Source organism: Nonomuraea sp. NPDC059023 (genome assembly GCF_042740095.1).
Taxonomy (GTDB): Bacteria; Actinomycetota; Actinomycetes; order Streptosporangiales; family Streptosporangiaceae; genus Nonomuraea.
Genome location: NZ_JBHYIO010000006.1, coordinates 376,326 through 391,472, shown reverse-complemented (window position 1 = coordinate 391,472; position 15,147 = coordinate 376,326). Strand labels below are relative to the sequence as shown.

Sequence of the window (15,147 nt, the reverse complement as noted above, 5' to 3'; positions counted from 1 at the left end):
TGACGGCGGGAAAGTGATCGTGACGGCGGGAAAGTGATCGTGACGGCGGGAAAGTGATCGTGACGGCGGGAAAGTGATCGTGACGGCGGGAAAGTTGCGGCGGGCGCGCTGGATGCGGCCCGCCGTGAGTGCGAAAACTGCCGCAACCGCGGAAGCTCCTGCAACTACGAGAAGCAGCCGCGAATGCGGAAAGGGCTACTTGGCGACGACGTCGCCGTTGGGGAGCGTCAGGCCGTCGGGGATCTCGCTGGTGCCGTCCTTGAACTCGGTGCTGACCTCGTCGGCGGGCGGTGCGGTGACCGTGACCTTGGAGCCCCAGCCGGTGTAGCGGGTGTCGACGCTCAGCGTCTCCTTGCCCTCGGCGGTCATGCCGATCGCGGCCGGGGAGTACGTGGTGACCAGGCGCTTCGGCAGGCCCTTGCCGTCAAGCTGCAGCTTCCAGCTGATGACGACCTTCTGCTGCTTCTTGGTCGGCTTCTCGAAGAGCGAGGCCCGGTACCAGGCGGAGACCTTGTTCAGCTGGCCGACCGTGATGGCGCCCGCGTAGCCACCCTTGATCGCCTTGCCGCTCTTGACCAGGGTCTTCAGCGTGTTCGGCTCGGTGATGTTGATGATCTGGCCGTAGAGGCCGGTGAGCCCGCCGGTCGGGCCCTTGGGGAACTTGATCCACGTCTTGTCTTCGGGCAGCAGGGTGCCGAACATGCCGCCGGAGATGTACGACGTGGTGCCGATGCGGATGGTCCGCTCCGGCGAGAACAGGCCCTTGAGCAGGTCGGGTGCGTCATCGGGCAGGTCGGACTGCTTGAAGTTGAACTTGCCGGTGATGTCCGAGGCGGCGAGGCCGGCCTTGGAGAAGGCGAAGGTGCCGGTGCGGCGCATGAAGATTTCGCGCTGGCCCCGGTTGGAGAGGATGGTGCGGTCGACGAACTTCACACCGGTTCCCGCGACGAACTGCTTCTTGAGCGCCACGACGGGATCCTTGGGCGCTGCCGCCTGAGCGGGGGCGGCGGTGAGGGCTGCGGCGGCCACGGTGAGGGCGACGCCGGCGAAGATGCGCTTCATGGGGCCGAAGCTTGGCAATCGTAGATCACGGCATGGTCTCCCTAAACCCATCTGTTATGGGAGTTTCCATGCAGAAACCATGCAGAGCTCCGGCCCCATGAGCCGCTACTGCACCGTGCCGTCGTCGCTCGGCGGCACCGCGACGTAGTTCTTGTCGATCGGCGTCGGCGGCCTCAAGGTCTCCTTGACCAGGTCATCGATGCTGATGATCGACTCGGCCGTCGGGGTCTTGACGGAGACGTCGGCGCCCCAGTCGGAGTACCGGGTCTCGGTCGTGCCCCTGATGGTGACCTTTTTGAACAGCGGCATCGTCCAGTCGATCGCCAGGCGCTGGGGGAGCTGCCCCTCGCCGAGCGTCAGCCGCCACGAGATGGGCGACTTGCCGATCTTGCCGGTCGGCTTCGGGCCGAACTGGACGCGGAAGGACGGCGAGACCTTGTACAGCTCGGCGAAGGTGAGCGTGCCGCGGTAACGCGGGCCCGTGTGCTTGCCGGTGGCCAGAAGGTGCTTGAGCGTGGCCGGCTCGAAGACGTTGATCAACTGGTCGCCCATGGCCGCGAACGACGGGTCGCCGTCACCGCGTACCCAGAACTTGTCGTCGGGCAGAAGCTGGGAGAAGAGCCCGCCGTGAACGTAGTAGTGCCTGCCCGTGCTGACCATGTACGTGCGCTCGGTGAGCAGTTCGACCGCGTCGGCCATCTCAGGGTTGTCCTTCACCTGGGCCGCGAGCTGCTTCTTGAGCCTCGCCGACAGCACCGGGGTGCGGCTGGTCTCGGCTCCCGTGACGCCCTTCGGCCCGAACGCCACGACGCCCTCGCGCACGGCGCCGATGTACTCCTTCTTGCCGGACCAGGTACGCGAGACCTCCTTCACCCTGACGCCCTGACCGGCGACGAACTGCTTCTTGAGCGCGTCCACCGGTTTGACCTGGGCGAAGGCCGGAGGAGCCACGATCATCGCGGCAGCCGCCGCGGCAACGGCGATCAATCGCCTCATTTATGCCCCCTTATTGACATATGCCAGGGCATCATCGCGAGGTGAGATCACCGTCACATCACGGGATTCGCGTGACCCGATGACCTGGGCAGGTCAAGCTTGGGGCTAGGCTTCGTTGGCGGAAAACGCCCGGCACGCACGGGGTGGCCCGGGCCGTCGAACACTCAGTCGGAATAGCAAGGACGGACCCTCGTGGACCTGTTCGAACATCAGGCGAAGGAGCTCTTCGCGGACTACGGCATCCCGGTGCCGCGCGGCATCGTCGCCCACACCGTGGAGGAAGCACGCGCGGCGGCTGAACAGCTGACCGGCCGTGTCGTGGTCAAGGCCCAGGTGAAGACCGGTGGGCGCGGCAAGGCCGGCGGGGTCAAGGTGGCCGACGACGCCACCGACGCCGTGGACAAGGCCACCGCCATCCTGGGCATGGACATCAAGGGCCACACGGTCCACAAGGTGCTTGTGGAGGAGGCCAGCGCGATCGCGGAGGAGTACTACTTCTCCTTCCTGCTCGACCGCGCCAACCGGACGTTCCTCGCCATCTGCTCGGCCGCGGGCGGCATGGACATCGAAGAGGTCGCCCACAGCACCCCCGAGAAGGTCGCCAAGGTGCCCGTCTCGGCCATCCAGGGCATCGACCGCGCCACGGCGCGCGAGATCGCCGTCGCCGGCGGCCTGCCGGAGAAGTCGCTGGACGGCGCCGCCGAGCTCATCGAGAAGCTCTGGTGCTGCTTCGTCGACGAGGACGCCACGCTGGTCGAGGTCAACCCGATGATCCTGTCGGCAGACGGCCAGGTGAAGGCGCTCGACGGCAAGGTCACGCTCGACGACAACGCCGAGTTCCGCCAGAAGGACCACGAGAAGTTCGCCGACAAGGCGGCCGAGGACCCTCTTGAGGCCAAGGCCAAGGAGAAGGACCTCAACTACGTCAAGCTCGACGGCAACGTCGGCATCATCGGCAACGGCGCCGGCCTGGTCATGTCCACGCTCGACGTGGTCGCCTACGCCGGTGAGGCCTTCGCCGGCAAGCCGTCGCCCGCCAACTTCCTCGACATCGGCGGCGGCGCCTCCGCCGAGGTCATGGCCTCCGGCCTGGAGATCATCCTCTCCGACCCGGCCGTGAAGTCGATCTTCGTGAACGTCTTCGGCGGCATCACCGCCTGCGACGCCGTGGCCAATGGCATCGTCGCGGCGTTCAAGCTCCTGGAGGAGCGCGGCGAGGCCGTGACCCACCCGCTGGTGGTCCGCCTCGACGGCAACAACGCCGCCCTCGGACGGCAGATCCTGCACGACGCCAAGCTCAAGGGCGTCGAACTGGTCGACACCATGGACGACGCGGCCAAGCGCGCCGCCCAGCTCGCTGCGGTAGGTGCGTAATGGCAATCTGGCTGACCGAGAACAGCAAGATCATCGTCCAGGGCATGACCGGCGGTGAGGGCACCAAGCACGCCAAGCGCATGCTCGCCGCCGGAGCCCGCGTCGTGGGCGGCGTCAACGCCCGCAAGGCCGGCACCACCCACCTCGACCTGCCCGTCTTCGGCACGGTCAAGGAGGCCATGGAGGCCACCCGCGCCGACGTGTCGGTCGTCTTCGTGCCCCCGGCGTTCACCAAGGACGCGGTCAAGGAGGCCATCGACGCCGAGATCCCGCTCTGCGTGGTCATCACCGAGGGCGTCCCGGTTCACGACTCCACCGAGTTCTGGGCCTACGCCGTCGAAAAGGGCAACAAGACGCGCATCATCGGTCCGAACTGCCCCGGCATCGCCTCGCCCGGCGCCTCCAACGCCGGCATCATCCCCGCCGACATCACGCCCCAGGGCCGCATCGGCCTGGTCTCGAAGTCCGGCACGCTCACCTACCAGCTCATGTACGAGCTGCGCGACTTCGGCTTCTCCACCGCGGTCGGCATCGGCGGCGACCCGGTCATCGGCACCACGCACATCGACGCGCTCCAGGCGTTCCAGGACGATCCGGGTACCGACGCGGTCGTGATGATCGGTGAGATCGGCGGCGACGCCGAGGAGCGGGCCGCGGCCTACATCGAGCAGCACGTCACCAAGCCCGTGGTCGCCTACGTGGCCGGCTTCACCGCGCCGGAGGGCAAGACCATGGGCCACGCCGGCGCCATCGTCTCCGGTTCCGCCGGAACGGCGCAGGCCAAGAAGGAAGCCCTGGAGAAGGTCGGCGTCCGGGTCGGCAAGACGCCGTCCGAGACCGCCCGGCTGATGCGGGAGATCATGCAGGCCCGCTGAGCTCCATCGCCTTCGCCGAACCCCCGTGCCGCCGTTCCCGGCGCGCGGGGGTTCGCTTTTTTTTGGGGGGTAAGGCTGACGCCGATCCTGCCGTGCGATACGCGGGTCGAACTTGGGGAAGACCTCGCTGGTCGGAAGGCGTAAAGGGGACTAATAGCAGCCCGGACGGCGCGGCGATGGGGGTGTAGGCGTCAAAGTTGAGGAAAATAGGTTCCCGTGACGGCGCTACTCGACCAGCTACGGACGGCTCCCCGCGCCGTCCTCGGCAAGATCCCCGGGGTCACTGGCGACGACGACGAGTCCAGGCGGCCGCTGCCGGTGTCGGGCATGCTGGCCGCCGCCTGTACGTTGGGCGTCGGGCTGGCGGTCCTCACCACCCTCACCCTGATCGGCTGGATGGCGGCGCCCCGCGGGGCGCTGGGGCCGGGTTTGCCGGGGGTGTTCCGTACCGCGGCGCAGCTCTGGCTGGCGGCGCACCATGCCGGGTTCGCGATTCCCGGTGGGCGGGTCGGGTTGCTGCCGCTGGGCTTGCTCGTTCTGCCCGCCTTTCTGCTGTACAAAGCCGGGCGGTGGATGGCCAGGGACGCCGATCTGCGGTTGCGGCTGCCCGCCCGGCTGCCCAAGAACTCGCCCAAGGAGAAGGCCAACGCCCGTCGCCGCGCCCAGCTGATCCTGGTGGCGCAGGCGGGGGTCTCGCTGGCGGCGCCGTACGCGCTGCTGGCGGGGTTGATCGCGCTGGTCGCGCGCAACGACATCACCCAGCCCTACATCGGTGAGGCGCTGCTGAGCCATTTCCTGCTGGCGTTCGTCGTGGGGGCGCTGGCCACCGCGCGGACGATCGGGCCGTGGCGGTCGATGTTGCGGCTGCTGCCCGAGCGGGTGCGCGCGGTCACCGTGGGTACGGCCGTCGCCACCGCGATCATGCTGGCCGGCGGGCTGGTGCTCGTGGTCGTGGCCGTCGCCCTGAACTTCGGCGATGTCAGGGCACTGTCCGGGCAACTGTCGACCGGGTTCGTGGGTGGGGCGCTGCTGCTGCTCGTTCAGGGGCTTTACCTGCCCAACGCCGTGGTGTGGGCGATGTCGTACATCGCCGGTCCGGGGTTCGCCTTCGGCACGGGTACGCTCGTCGCGCCCACCGGGGTACAACTCGGGATGGTGCCCAGTCTGCCGCTGCTCGGGGCGTTGCCCGACAGCGGGCCCGTGCCGGCGCCGATGATGGCGGTGATCGCGCTGCCGTTCGCGGCAGGGGCGGTGGCGGGGGTCATGGTGGCGCGGATCGCGCCGTCGCCGTCGTATGAGGTGGCTCCGCTGTGGGGGTTCTTCTCCGGGGTGAGCACCGGGCTGGTGGCCGGGTTGCTGGCGGCGTTGTCCGGCGGGCCGCTGCGGGGCGGACGGCTGGCCGCGGTCGGGCCGTCGCCCTGGGAGGTGGCGCTGTCGGTCTGCCTGGAGGTCGGGGTCGCGGCGGGCATCTCCGCCGGGGTGGCCAACTGGTTGCTGCTGAACAGGAAGGCACGCAAGCCGCTGGACAGGGCGGCCACGCCGGTGCGCAAGGCCGGTGCCGTACTCGCGAAGGCCGCCAGCAAGGTCGGCCTGGCGGAAGCCGACGCGCGCCCGCTGCCGGGCCACTGGATGGACGCCACCGAGGCGGACACGCAGCCGATCCCGGTGATCCGTGACGACTGGCAGGACGAGCACGCTTCGGCGGCCGGAGCCGACACCGCCCCCCACATCCGCCACGAACCCGCCCGCCCGCCGCGCCGCGACATCATCGACGAGTCGGACGACCGGGGCGGCCACGTCATCTACATCGACCCCTACGCCTGGGACCGCGACTAGCACCCCCTGCACAACTACCCGCCCTCCGGGGGAGCCGGGTGCACCGCCAGAGTATGTGGGTGCGCTCAGCTTGCCGGGGCTCCGCCGCCTGGGTTGCCTCTGGGGTGGTTCGGGTGCCGGGGAACTTCGCGGGTCTGCGGCGGCGCCGGGTGGGGGCGTGTCGTGGGGGTCAGGGTTGGACGGTGTTGAGGATGCGGAGGACCTCCGGTGGCAGCTTCTTCTCCGTCGCGTCCCGGAACTGGGTGTAGCACTCGCCCTGCGACGCCACCGTCCCCGCCCCCTTCATGCACTCCTGGTAGGCCGAGTACTCGTCCATCAGGTACAGCTGCAACGCGGTCGCGATGGCCGACAGCACCAGGGCCACGGTGGAGACGGCGATGCCGCCGGACGCGGTCCCGGTGGGCTTCTTGGAGGCGCGTAGCAACGGCAGCGCCCGTATCCCGGTCATCATGGCGAAGACGGCCATCACCAGCCCGGCGAGGGGCAGCATGAACGTCATGGCCAGCGCTGCGATGGACAACCAGATCGCGCGGCGTCCCGCGGATTCCGCGGGCTGCTGGCCTGCCGGCGCCTGAACAGGTGTCGACACCTGACCTCCTCTGCGTCGCCGGGCGAGTGAGCAGATACGCTGTCAGCCCATCCCGGCTTCCAATTGGAGTGCGCGTGTCTAAGGCTGGGCGGCTCGTCGTCCTCGTTTCCGGCTCTGGAACCAACCTACAGGCCTTGCTGGACGCTTCCGCCGACCCGGCGTACGGAGCGCGGGTGGTGGCGGTGGGCGCGGACCGGGAGGGCATCGAAGGTCTTGCCAGGGCCGAACGCGCACAGGTCCCGACGTTCGTGGAGAAGCTGCGCGATCACCCCGGCCGGGCCGTATGGGATGAGGCGTTCGCGGCGCGCATCGCGGAGCACGAACCCGACCTGGTGGTCTCGGCCGGCTTCATGAAGATCCTCGGCGCCCCCACGCTGGAGGCGTACCCCGTGCTCAACACCCACCCCGCGCTGCTGCCGTCGTTCCCCGGCGCGCACGGGGTGCGTGACGCGCTCGCCCACGGCGTCAAGGTCACCGGGTGCACGGTGATGCTGGCCGACGCGGGCGTCGACACCGGCCCGATCATCGCGCAGGAGACCGTGAAGGTCCTCGACGGCGACGACGAGGCGACGCTGCACGAGCGCATCAAGACCGTCGAGCGGGAACTGCTCGTCGACATCGTGGGCCGCATGGCCCGAGAAGGCTGGGCCGTCCACGGGCGGACAGTGATCATTGGAGGGGCGCGTGACTGAGCGCAGCGAGGGAACAGATCAGCAGAGCACACGGATCGCTATCAGGCGGGCGCTGATCGCGGTATACGACAAGTCGGGGCTTGAGGAGCTCGCGCGGGCTCTCGACGCCGCCGGCGTCGAGATCGTCTCCACCGGGGGTACGGCTGCCGCCATCGCCGCGGCCGGCATCCCGGTCACCAAGGTGGAGCAGCTGACCGGCTTCCCCGAGTGCCTCGACGGCCGGGTCAAGACCCTGCACCCGCGCGTCCACGCGGGCCTGCTGGCCGACCTCACCAAGCCGCATCACGTGGCCCAGCTCGACGAGCTGGAGATCGATCCGTTCCAGCTGGTCGTGGTCAACCTGTACCCGTTCCGGCAGACGGTGGCCTCCGGCGCCTCTCCGGAGGAGTGCGTGGAGCAGATCGACATCGGTGGCCCCGCGATGATCCGCGGCGCCGCGAAGAACCACGCCACCTGCGCGGTCGTCGTCGATCCGGCCGGCTATCCGGGGATCCACGCGGCCCTGGAGGAGGGCGGTTTCACGCTGGAGCAGCGCAGGAACCTGGCCGGCGCCGCCTACGCGCACACCGCCGCGTACGACGTGGCCGTGGCGACCTGGTTCGCCGACGTGTACGCCGGTGACGGCGGGTTCCTGGGCGCGGCGTGGGAGCGCAAGGCGGTGCTGCGCTACGGCGAGAACCCGCACCAGGAGGCCAGGCTCTACACCGAGGGCGAAGGCGGCCTGGCCGACGCCCGGCAGCTCCACGGCAAGGAGATGTCCTACAACAACTACCTGGACGCCGACGCCGCCTGGCGCGCCGCCTGGGACTTCACCGAGCCCTGCGTGGCGATCATCAAGCACCAGAACCCGTGCGGCATCGCCACCGGCGCCGACGTGGCCGAGGCGCATCGCAAGGCGCACGCCTGCGACCCGGTCTCCGCCTACGGCGGCGTCATCGCGGTCAACGGCGAGGTCACGGCGGAGCTGGCCGGGCAGATCGCCGAGGTGTTCACCGAGGTCGTGGTGGCCCCGGCGTTCGCCGAGGACGCGCTGGCCGTACTGACGAAGAAGAAGAACCTGCGCCTGCTGGTCTGCCCGCAGGGCCCGGCGAACCCGACGGAGTTCCGCCGCATCGACGGCGGGCTGCTGGTGCAGCAGGTCGACCGGATCGACGCGCCCGGTGACGCGGCGGCGCGGTGGGAGCTCAAGGCGGGTGCGGCGGCCTCGCCCGAGGTGCTGGCGGACCTGGAGTTCGCGTGGCGGGCGAGCCGCTCGGTCAAGTCGAACGCGATCCTGCTGGCCAGCGACCGCGCCACGGTCGGCGTGGGCATGGGCCAGGTCAACCGGGTCGACTCGTGCCGGCTCGCGGTGACGCGGGCGGGCGAGCGGGCCGCCGGTTCCGTGGCGGCCTCCGACGCGTTCTTCCCGTTCGCCGACGGGCTTGAGGTGCTCATCGAGGCCGGTGTGAAGGCGGTCGTGGAGCCCGGCGGGTCGGTCCGTGACGAGGAGGTCGTCGCCGCCGCCGAGAAGGCCGGCATCACCCTCTACTTCACCGGGACCCGGCACTTCTTCCACTGATCACGCTGAATCCACACCTGGGCTCCCGGGTGTGGATTTTGTGGTCAAAGAGCGGCAAAAATCCGGTTACCCTGATGGCTTCCGTGCCGGTTCCTTCTCCCGGAGTGCCTCGATGCTCGATGTGATCCTGCGCGCCTACGTGGCGACGATGGACTTCGCGACCAGCCCGTTCGTCCTGGTGGGGCTCGCCTTCCTCGGCGCGTACCTGGGCGTGAAGGCCGTGGAGCGCATCCCGTTCACGCGCCGCATCATCGAGCGCCGCGAGGCTCAGGCGGCGGAGCGAGACTAGTCCAGGCGAGCCTGGCGGCGCCGGCGAGGGCGGCTCGGACGCCCAGTGTGGTGGGGCGGACCTCGACTGCCTTCACGAACGCCAGTCCCGCCACCTCCGCGATGGCGCGGTCCAGCGGCTCGAACAGGACCTTGCCCGCCCCGGCCACGCCGCCGCCGATGACCACGGTGCTCACCTCGACCGCGGCGGCCATGGAGACGATCATCGCGGCCAGCGCGCGGGCACCGCGCTCGAAGGCGGCGACGGCCGTCGCGTCGCCGTTCTCGGCGTCGGCGGCCAGGTCTTTGGCGTCGGCGCCGGTCCAGCCGTGTTCGCGGGCCCAGCGGACGAGGTTGGGGCCGCTGGCGTAGCGTTCGACGCAGCCCCGGCCGCCGCACTCGCATTCCTCGCCGTACGGGTCCACGGTCATGTGCCCGACATGTCCGGCGTTGCCGGTGGGGCCGAGCAGCGGGACGCCGTCGATCACCAGTCCGCCGCCGATGCCGGTGGACACCACCATTCCGAGCAGCGACGCGCTGCCCCGGCCCGCGCCCAGCCAGTGCTCGCCGACCGCGAAGCACTGCGCGTCCCCGGCCAGCACCGTGGGCAGCCCGGTGAGCTCGCCCACCCGGTCGCGCAGCGGGAAGCCGCGCCAGCTCGGCATGTTCACCGGGCTGACCGTGCCCGCGACCGCGTCGAGCGGTCCGGCGCTGCCGATGCCGACCGCCAGCGGCCGCGGGCCGCCCTCCGCGACCTTGCGGACGAGACCGGCGAGCGCGCCCATCACGTCGTCGCGCGGGGTGGGGACGGTGCCGTCGCGCAGCACCGCCCCCCGGTCGTCGACCAGCGCGGCGGCCAGCTTGGTGCCGCCGATGTCGATCGCGAGAACGCTGCCCATCAGTGCTTGTGGTGGTTGTCGGGCTGGCGCGGGTCGCCCGGGTGTTCAAGACCCGGCACGAGCTCCACCCGCTCGGCCCGCAGCCCATCCAGCCACCGCGCGAACGCGCGCCGCCGTGCGGCCTCCTCCAGCCCTCCATCCGGTACGCCCGCCCGGCCGGAGGCGGGAAGGGCGAGGGCCACATGCCAGCCCAGGGCGTCCTCGACCGGCCCGGCCAGGGTTCCGTACGGCTGCCCGGCCAGGGCCTCTGCCACGGCGCCCGGCAGGGTGTCGAGAGCGACCTCTCCCAGGGATTCCAGCTCCTCCGCGGACCAGGCGGCGGGCCGTTCGGCGTAGAGGCGGTGGCGTACCTCGGCGACCTCCTCGGCTGGCGTGGCGGACCGAGCCAGCCAGGCCGCCGGAACCTCCGCCTGGACGTGCTCGAACAGTGCCTTCACCCACGGGCTGCCGTTGTAGGCGGAGGCGTTGATGGAGCCCAGCTCGACCGCGGCCAGCCGGTCCAGGGCGGGACCCTCGACCGGGGGCAACCCGAGCCGCAGCGCCTCGTCCTCGCACAACACCTCGGTCAGGATCACCTGGGTCAGCCAGCGGGCCAGTTGCCGGTCCTCGGAGCTGCCCGGCACCGGCAGCGCGGCGCTGAGTGGCCCGTCGCGCAGTTCGGCGACGCGCCGGTCGAGGGGTTCGCGGGGGATCGGCCGCCCGTTGACCCAGCCGATCACCGCGCCCACGCCGGGCGCGGACGGCGCTCCGGTCGCGGGCGGGCGGGTACGGACGGGCGCCTGCTCGACGCCGTGCCCGTGCCCATGCCCGTGCTCATGTCCATGCCCATGTCCGTGGCCATGGCTCATCGGGTCACCTCCAGCCGCACGACCGGCGCGTACTGGCACCGGCCGAACCACATCACCTTCGCGAGAGCCCAAGCATGGCCGGGCGCCGCGTCCTGTGGCACCTCCACGGGGAAGTCCACCTCGACGCTCTGCCCGGCGGGCACGGTGAACCCGCGGATGACCTGGGGCAGCATCTCCCACGTTCCCCAGGGCGCGGCCAGCTGGGCCTCGCCGCGGATCTCGCCGGAGGTGGTGTTGGCCAGCCGTACCGTGACGGTGTCGCGCGCGCCGGGACGGAGGGAGAGCGACTCCGCTGCCATCGTGACCGTCAGGCCGGTGGCGCGGCCCTCGGTGGCCTTGGTGCCCTGGGCGGCGGCCCAGTCGTCCTCGGGCGGCGGGCCGGCGACCGGGAGTTCGGGGGCCTCGCCGAGCGCCACGGTGGCGACGTCCTCGATGAGCTGGCCGTGGGCGAGGGTGCGGGCGCAGACGTAGTGGAGGCCCTGGCCGGGGGCGGGGGTGACGGTTGCGGTGAAGCGCACGTGGCCGTCGGCCTCCAGGCGGAAGGGACGGCGCCCGGGGGTCACGGCCCAGCCGTCGGGGACCTGAACGTCCACGACGCCCTCGTGGGCGTGGCGGCCCGCGACGACCACCTCGACCTCGAACGGGCCGGTGGGCGTGACCAGGCCGGGGGTGATCGCGACCGACAGCGGCAGGTAGCCGAGCGGGGCGGGACCCTTGTTGTGCAGCCAGTAGCGGCTGTAGACGGGCTGGGCGATCTCCGCGACCGCGCCGGACTCCGTGTCGCCCAGCGGGACGGGCGCGATGAACGTCGCCACCTCCGAGCCGGACAGCTCCAGCGAGGCGCCGGGTGCGCGGGAGGATTCCAGCAGGTCGGAGCGGACGAGCCCGTCCAGGGGGAGCACCGGTGAGTCCAGGGCGGCCGTGGAGCCCAGCCCGGTCGACTCCACCAGCCGGATCGTGACGCCGTCCGGCCGGTCGAGCGTGCCGTGGGCGTGCGGGTTCCCGGTGGCCTTGACGGTGCCGAACAGCACGTCGCGGGCGGGCGAGACGCTCAGCAGCGAGTGCGTCGCCGGCAGCGTGCCCTCCTGGGCCTCCACCACCCGGGGCAGCATCGGCGTGACGAACTCCTGCCCGGCCGCCGGCAGGTTCAGCGCCCGCCAGTCGCCCTGCCCGGCCACCAGCGAGTAGTGGAACTCGTGCGTCCAGTGCTGCAGCTGGAACCCCGACCCGTCGGGCGTCGTACGGCGGGGCGGATCCAGCCAGATCCCCGAAGGCCACCCGGTGCACGAGCGCATCAGCGACAGATGCAGCGCCCCGGCCGGATCCACCGCGAACCCGGGCAGCCCGTAGGTGAGCAGCGCCACCGTCCGGTCCTCCAGCTCCTCGGCGCCCGCCGGGCAGACGGCCGAGATCCGCGCGTCGGCCAGGTCGGCCACCAGCTCGCTCACCGGCCCGGCCACGACCAGGGCGGGCAGGGAGCGTACGTCGCGCAGGTCGGCGCTGGGCTGCCACACCTCGGCCAGCGGCTTCTCGGCCGGTACCCAGACCAGCGGGGCGCCGGACTTCAGCGCGTCCAGGTAGGCGGGGTCGCTGCGGGACAGCAGCTCGTCGGCCAGCGGGTTGTCCTGCGGGCCGCCGATGATGACGCGGAAGTCGGGCAGGTTCGAGTCGACGTCCAGCCAGCCGTACCTGCTGCCGGCGGCGGTGGAGGTGGTGGCGGTCACGCCGGCGCGGGCGAGCGCCACGACGAGCTCGCGCGCCTTCGGCGCGTCCTGCGGGGACGCGACGACCACCTCGGCGACGCCGAGCGCTCGCGAGCCCGCCTCGCCGAGGTCGACACGGGCGGTCGCGGACAGGCCGAACCAGGTGTTGGCCGGGTTGTCGAGCGTCCAGGGGTGCTCGGCGGCGTCCACGTCGGGCAGCGCGAAGCCGCGGCCGACGACGGCGCCGGCGACGTCGGAGACCGGCAGCGCGCCGGGGACGCCGGCGGGGAAGCTCACGCGCAGGAGCCGGTCGGCGCCGGTGTAGTCGAGCACGCGGGTGCCGAAGTCGATCCGGTCGGATCCGGTCAGCAGGGTGATCGTCTGCTCGTAGCCGAGCTCGCCGACCCGGCCGGTGACGATCAGCCGCCGGCCCAGCGGGCTGGTCTCGGCGCGGACGGTCGCGGCGGTCGTGCCGGATCCGGTGGACCGCCCGTTGGGCATGAGGTGCCAGGGGCCCTCGCCCATGTCCGGGTGGGCGGGGTACTCCTCGTAGAGGCGCAGTTCGTTGCCGAGCCCGGTGAGGATCTCCCGGCCGGACGCCTTGTCGTGGACGGAGGTGAGCGTGCCGCCCTGGGCGGGGTCGGCCTGGATCCGCCAGCGCTCGTTCTCGATCGTGGTACTGCTGTCGCCCACCCACGCCCCGCTGTTGCCTGGAACGACCGGGTAGGTGCGCCAGCCCATCGACGGCACCTCCCCGGCCAGGAAGGTGGTGGTGCCGTCCGCGGTGACCGAGGGCACGCCCTCGACGGTGAGGCCGGGCGCGAGGCGTACCGACACCAGGCCGTCGCGCGCGAACGACAGCGTGTTCGTCACCACGACGCCGCGCCCGTCGGCGGAGATCTGGCAGGTCAGGGCGTCGAGGGCCTGGTCGCGGGCCTCGGCGGCCAGGTCGTACGCCTCCCGCCAGCCGGTGAGCAGGTCGATGTAGACCTGGTCGGACTCCGAGCCGGTGATCGCGTCGTGGTGGGCTCCGTAGGCGAGCTGCCGCCAGACCTTGTCCAGCGCGGTGTGCGGGTAACCGCCGTGGCCGAGCAGGGCGGCGAACACCGACAGCCGCTCGGCGTCCAGCGCGGCCACCTCCGCGGCGCGCTGTGCCTGCTTGGTGTCGATGTAGGAGACGTCCTTGCCGGTGTAGATGGGGTTCATGTCCCGGGTCTGCGGGCTGAAGGACGTGACCTCGGCGCGGACGGCGTCCAGGAAGTCGCGCGGCGTGCCGCAGACGAACTTCGGCCACACGTAGTGCTCGGCCCAGGAGCGGTGGATGTCGGTGACCCATTTGTTGGGCGGCGTGTAGTCGGTGCCGACGGGCAGCAGGATGTTCTTCGAGGCGGCGACCGGCTTCAGCGCGCGGTAGAGCTCGAAGACGGCCTGCGTGGCCTCCTCCAGCGAGGGCGAGGAGTCCATCCACCAGCCCGCGGAGTAGTGGGCGGGCATGTAGTGCGTCAGCACGCCCAGCCCCGACGGCGAGATCCACTCGAACTCGCTGGGGAACTGCATCAAGGTGGCGTCGTTCTTGGCCTCCTTGAAGTTCTTGCTGATCGGGCCCCACTGGTGGAACGGGCCGCGGGCCCACGCGCTGCCGGTCAGCCCGGCGGCGGCCAGGTAGCCGGGGAACTGCGGGTCGTGCCCGAACGCGTCGAGCTGCCAGGCGGTGCGCGGGTCGCCGCCGAGGATGTCGCGCTGGTAGCCGACGCCGTAGACGATGTTGCGGATCGTGGTCTCGGCGCCGGTCAGGTTGGTGTTCGGCTCGTTGTAGGTGCCGCCGAGCAGCTCGACCCGCCCGGCGGCCATGAGCGCGCGCAGGTCCTTCCTGCGCTCGGGGTGCGTGTCGAAGAACGGCTTGAGATAGTCCACCTCGGCCAGCACGAACTTGTAGTCGGGATCGCGCAGCGCCAGCTCGATGTGCGCCTCCACCAGCGCGAACGCGTTGCGCTCCCAGAGCGGCCTGGTCGTGGAGTCACCGGACAGGAACTCCCACGGGCTGGTGTAGGCGGCCTGCGTGTTCCACCAGACCGGGTCGTAGTGGAAGTGCGAGACCAGGAACATCGTCCACCCCGGCTCCTCGGCGGTGAACTCGGCCTCCAGCACCTCCCCGCCCAGCGTGACAACGATGGACACGACCGCCCCGGGAGCCACCGAGACGTCGAGCGGCACCTCCACGACCACCTCGCCGTCGCCGGCACTCACCCATGCCGGCCGCGCCTGGGCGACCCCCTCGCCGCGCACCTCCAGCGCCTGCTCCTGCTCGCCCTGAGCGGCTCTGACCTTCAAGATCTGGTACGGCGCGGCCTCCGATCCCACGAACAGATCGGTAGATTCCACGGACAACAGTCGAGCGGGCAAGGCGGACTCCTCGCGAGGGGGCGACGCTGACGCCGTCACGATAAG

General features: G+C 71.0%; 12 protein-coding genes. 6 read left to right on the top strand and 6 right to left on the bottom strand.

The genetic code is table 11. The features are described from left to right. Positions 1–195 precede the first annotated feature (195 nt). Together ACFWYW_RS13835 and ACFWYW_RS13830 are read right to left on the bottom strand one after the other, a co-directional pair. Entirely contained in the window at positions 196–1,062 is an 867-nt protein-coding gene (locus tag ACFWYW_RS13835) for a hypothetical protein (protein WP_379610092.1), read from the bottom strand. A 105-nt stretch (positions 1,063–1,167) separates the two neighbouring features. Beyond that, positions 1,168–2,058 (bottom strand): hypothetical protein, encoded by an 891-nt coding sequence (locus ACFWYW_RS13830; RefSeq protein ID WP_379610091.1) that lies wholly within the window; start codon positions 2,056–2,058, stop codon positions 1,168–1,170. A gap of 192 nt (positions 2,059–2,250) precedes the next feature. Here ACFWYW_RS13830 and sucC point away from each other — a divergent pair, with 192 nt between their 5' ends. From sucC to ACFWYW_RS13815, 3 genes are all read left to right on the top strand, one after another. Next, a complete protein-coding gene (gene sucC / locus ACFWYW_RS13825; protein ID WP_379610090.1) occupies positions 2,251–3,432 on the top strand; it encodes an ADP-forming succinate--CoA ligase subunit beta in 1,182 nt (393 codons plus the stop codon). Then, complete coding sequence (gene sucD, locus ACFWYW_RS13820; RefSeq protein WP_379610089.1) at positions 3,432–4,307, top strand: succinate--CoA ligase subunit alpha; 876 nt, start codon at positions 3,432–3,434, stop codon at positions 4,305–4,307. The genes sucC and sucD overlap by 1 nt, the downstream gene beginning before the upstream one ends. 216 nt (positions 4,308–4,523) lie before the next feature. Continuing rightward, positions 4,524–6,143 (top strand): DUF6350 family protein, encoded by a 1,620-nt coding sequence (locus tag ACFWYW_RS13815; protein ID WP_379610088.1) that lies wholly within the window; start codon positions 4,524–4,526, stop codon positions 6,141–6,143. 169 nt (positions 6,144–6,312) lie between these two features. Here the strand turns inward: ACFWYW_RS13815 and ACFWYW_RS13810 are convergent, their stop codons facing one another. Continuing rightward, positions 6,313–6,732 (bottom strand): hypothetical protein, encoded by a 420-nt coding sequence (locus ACFWYW_RS13810; protein WP_379610087.1) that lies wholly within the window; start codon positions 6,730–6,732, stop codon positions 6,313–6,315. Positions 6,733–6,806: 74 nt separating this feature from the next. On the opposite strand from ACFWYW_RS13810, the gene purN reads away from it, so the two are divergent. The 3 genes from purN to ACFWYW_RS13795 all read left to right on the top strand — a co-directional run bounded on the left by purN (position 6,807) and on the right by ACFWYW_RS13795 (position 9,271). Continuing rightward, positions 6,807–7,424 carry a phosphoribosylglycinamide formyltransferase gene (gene purN, locus ACFWYW_RS13805; protein ID WP_379610086.1) on the top strand — a complete coding sequence of 206 codons (618 nt, stop codon included), beginning with the start codon at positions 6,807–6,809 and terminating at the stop codon, positions 7,422–7,424. Next, positions 7,417–8,982: a bifunctional phosphoribosylaminoimidazolecarboxamide formyltransferase/IMP cyclohydrolase gene (gene purH, locus ACFWYW_RS13800; protein ID WP_379610085.1), complete on the top strand. Its 1,566-nt coding sequence runs from the start codon at positions 7,417–7,419 to the stop codon at positions 8,980–8,982. The genes purN and purH overlap by 8 nt, the downstream gene beginning before the upstream one ends. Before the next feature lie 112 nt (positions 8,983–9,094). Next, positions 9,095–9,271 (top strand): hypothetical protein, encoded by a 177-nt coding sequence (locus tag ACFWYW_RS13795; protein WP_379610084.1) that lies wholly within the window; start codon positions 9,095–9,097, stop codon positions 9,269–9,271. On the opposite strand, the gene ACFWYW_RS13790 is transcribed toward ACFWYW_RS13795, so the two are convergent. From ACFWYW_RS13790 to ACFWYW_RS13780, 3 genes are read right to left on the bottom strand one after another with little or no spacing between them, the layout of a single operon-like run. Further along, a complete protein-coding gene (locus ACFWYW_RS13790) occupies positions 9,231–10,148 on the bottom strand; it encodes an ROK family protein (RefSeq protein ID WP_379610083.1) in 918 nt (305 codons plus the stop codon). The genes ACFWYW_RS13795 and ACFWYW_RS13790 overlap by 41 nt on opposite strands. Then, positions 10,148–10,996 carry a hypothetical protein gene (locus tag ACFWYW_RS13785; protein WP_379610082.1) on the bottom strand — a complete coding sequence of 283 codons (849 nt, stop codon included), beginning with the start codon at positions 10,994–10,996 and terminating at the stop codon, positions 10,148–10,150. Before ACFWYW_RS13785 ends, ACFWYW_RS13790 begins: the two co-directional genes overlap by 1 nt. Next, a complete protein-coding gene (locus tag ACFWYW_RS13780; protein ID WP_379610081.1) occupies positions 10,993–15,081 on the bottom strand; it encodes a glycoside hydrolase family 38 C-terminal domain-containing protein in 4,089 nt (1,362 codons plus the stop codon). The genes ACFWYW_RS13785 and ACFWYW_RS13780 overlap by 4 nt, the downstream gene beginning before the upstream one ends. Between the last annotated feature and the right edge of the window lie 66 nt (positions 15,082–15,147).

Coding starts and splice junctions, on each gene's coding strand:
- ACFWYW_RS13835 (WP_379610092.1), bottom strand. CDS start 1,062: ATGAAGCGCATCTTCGCCGGCGTCGCCCTCACCGTGGCCGCCGCAGCC.
- ACFWYW_RS13830 (WP_379610091.1), bottom strand. CDS start 2,058: ATGAGGCGATTGATCGCCGTTGCCGCGGCGGCTGCCGCGATGATCGTG.
- sucD (WP_379610089.1), top strand. CDS start 3,432: ATGGCAATCTGGCTGACCGAGAACAGCAAGATCATCGTCCAGGGCATG.
- ACFWYW_RS13795 (WP_379610084.1), top strand. CDS start 9,095: ATGCTCGATGTGATCCTGCGCGCCTACGTGGCGACGATGGACTTCGCG.
- ACFWYW_RS13790 (WP_379610083.1), bottom strand. CDS start 10,148: ATGGGCAGCGTTCTCGCGATCGACATCGGCGGCACCAAGCTGGCCGCC.
- ACFWYW_RS13785 (WP_379610082.1), bottom strand. CDS start 10,996: ATGAGCCATGGCCACGGACATGGGCATGGACATGAGCACGGGCATGGG.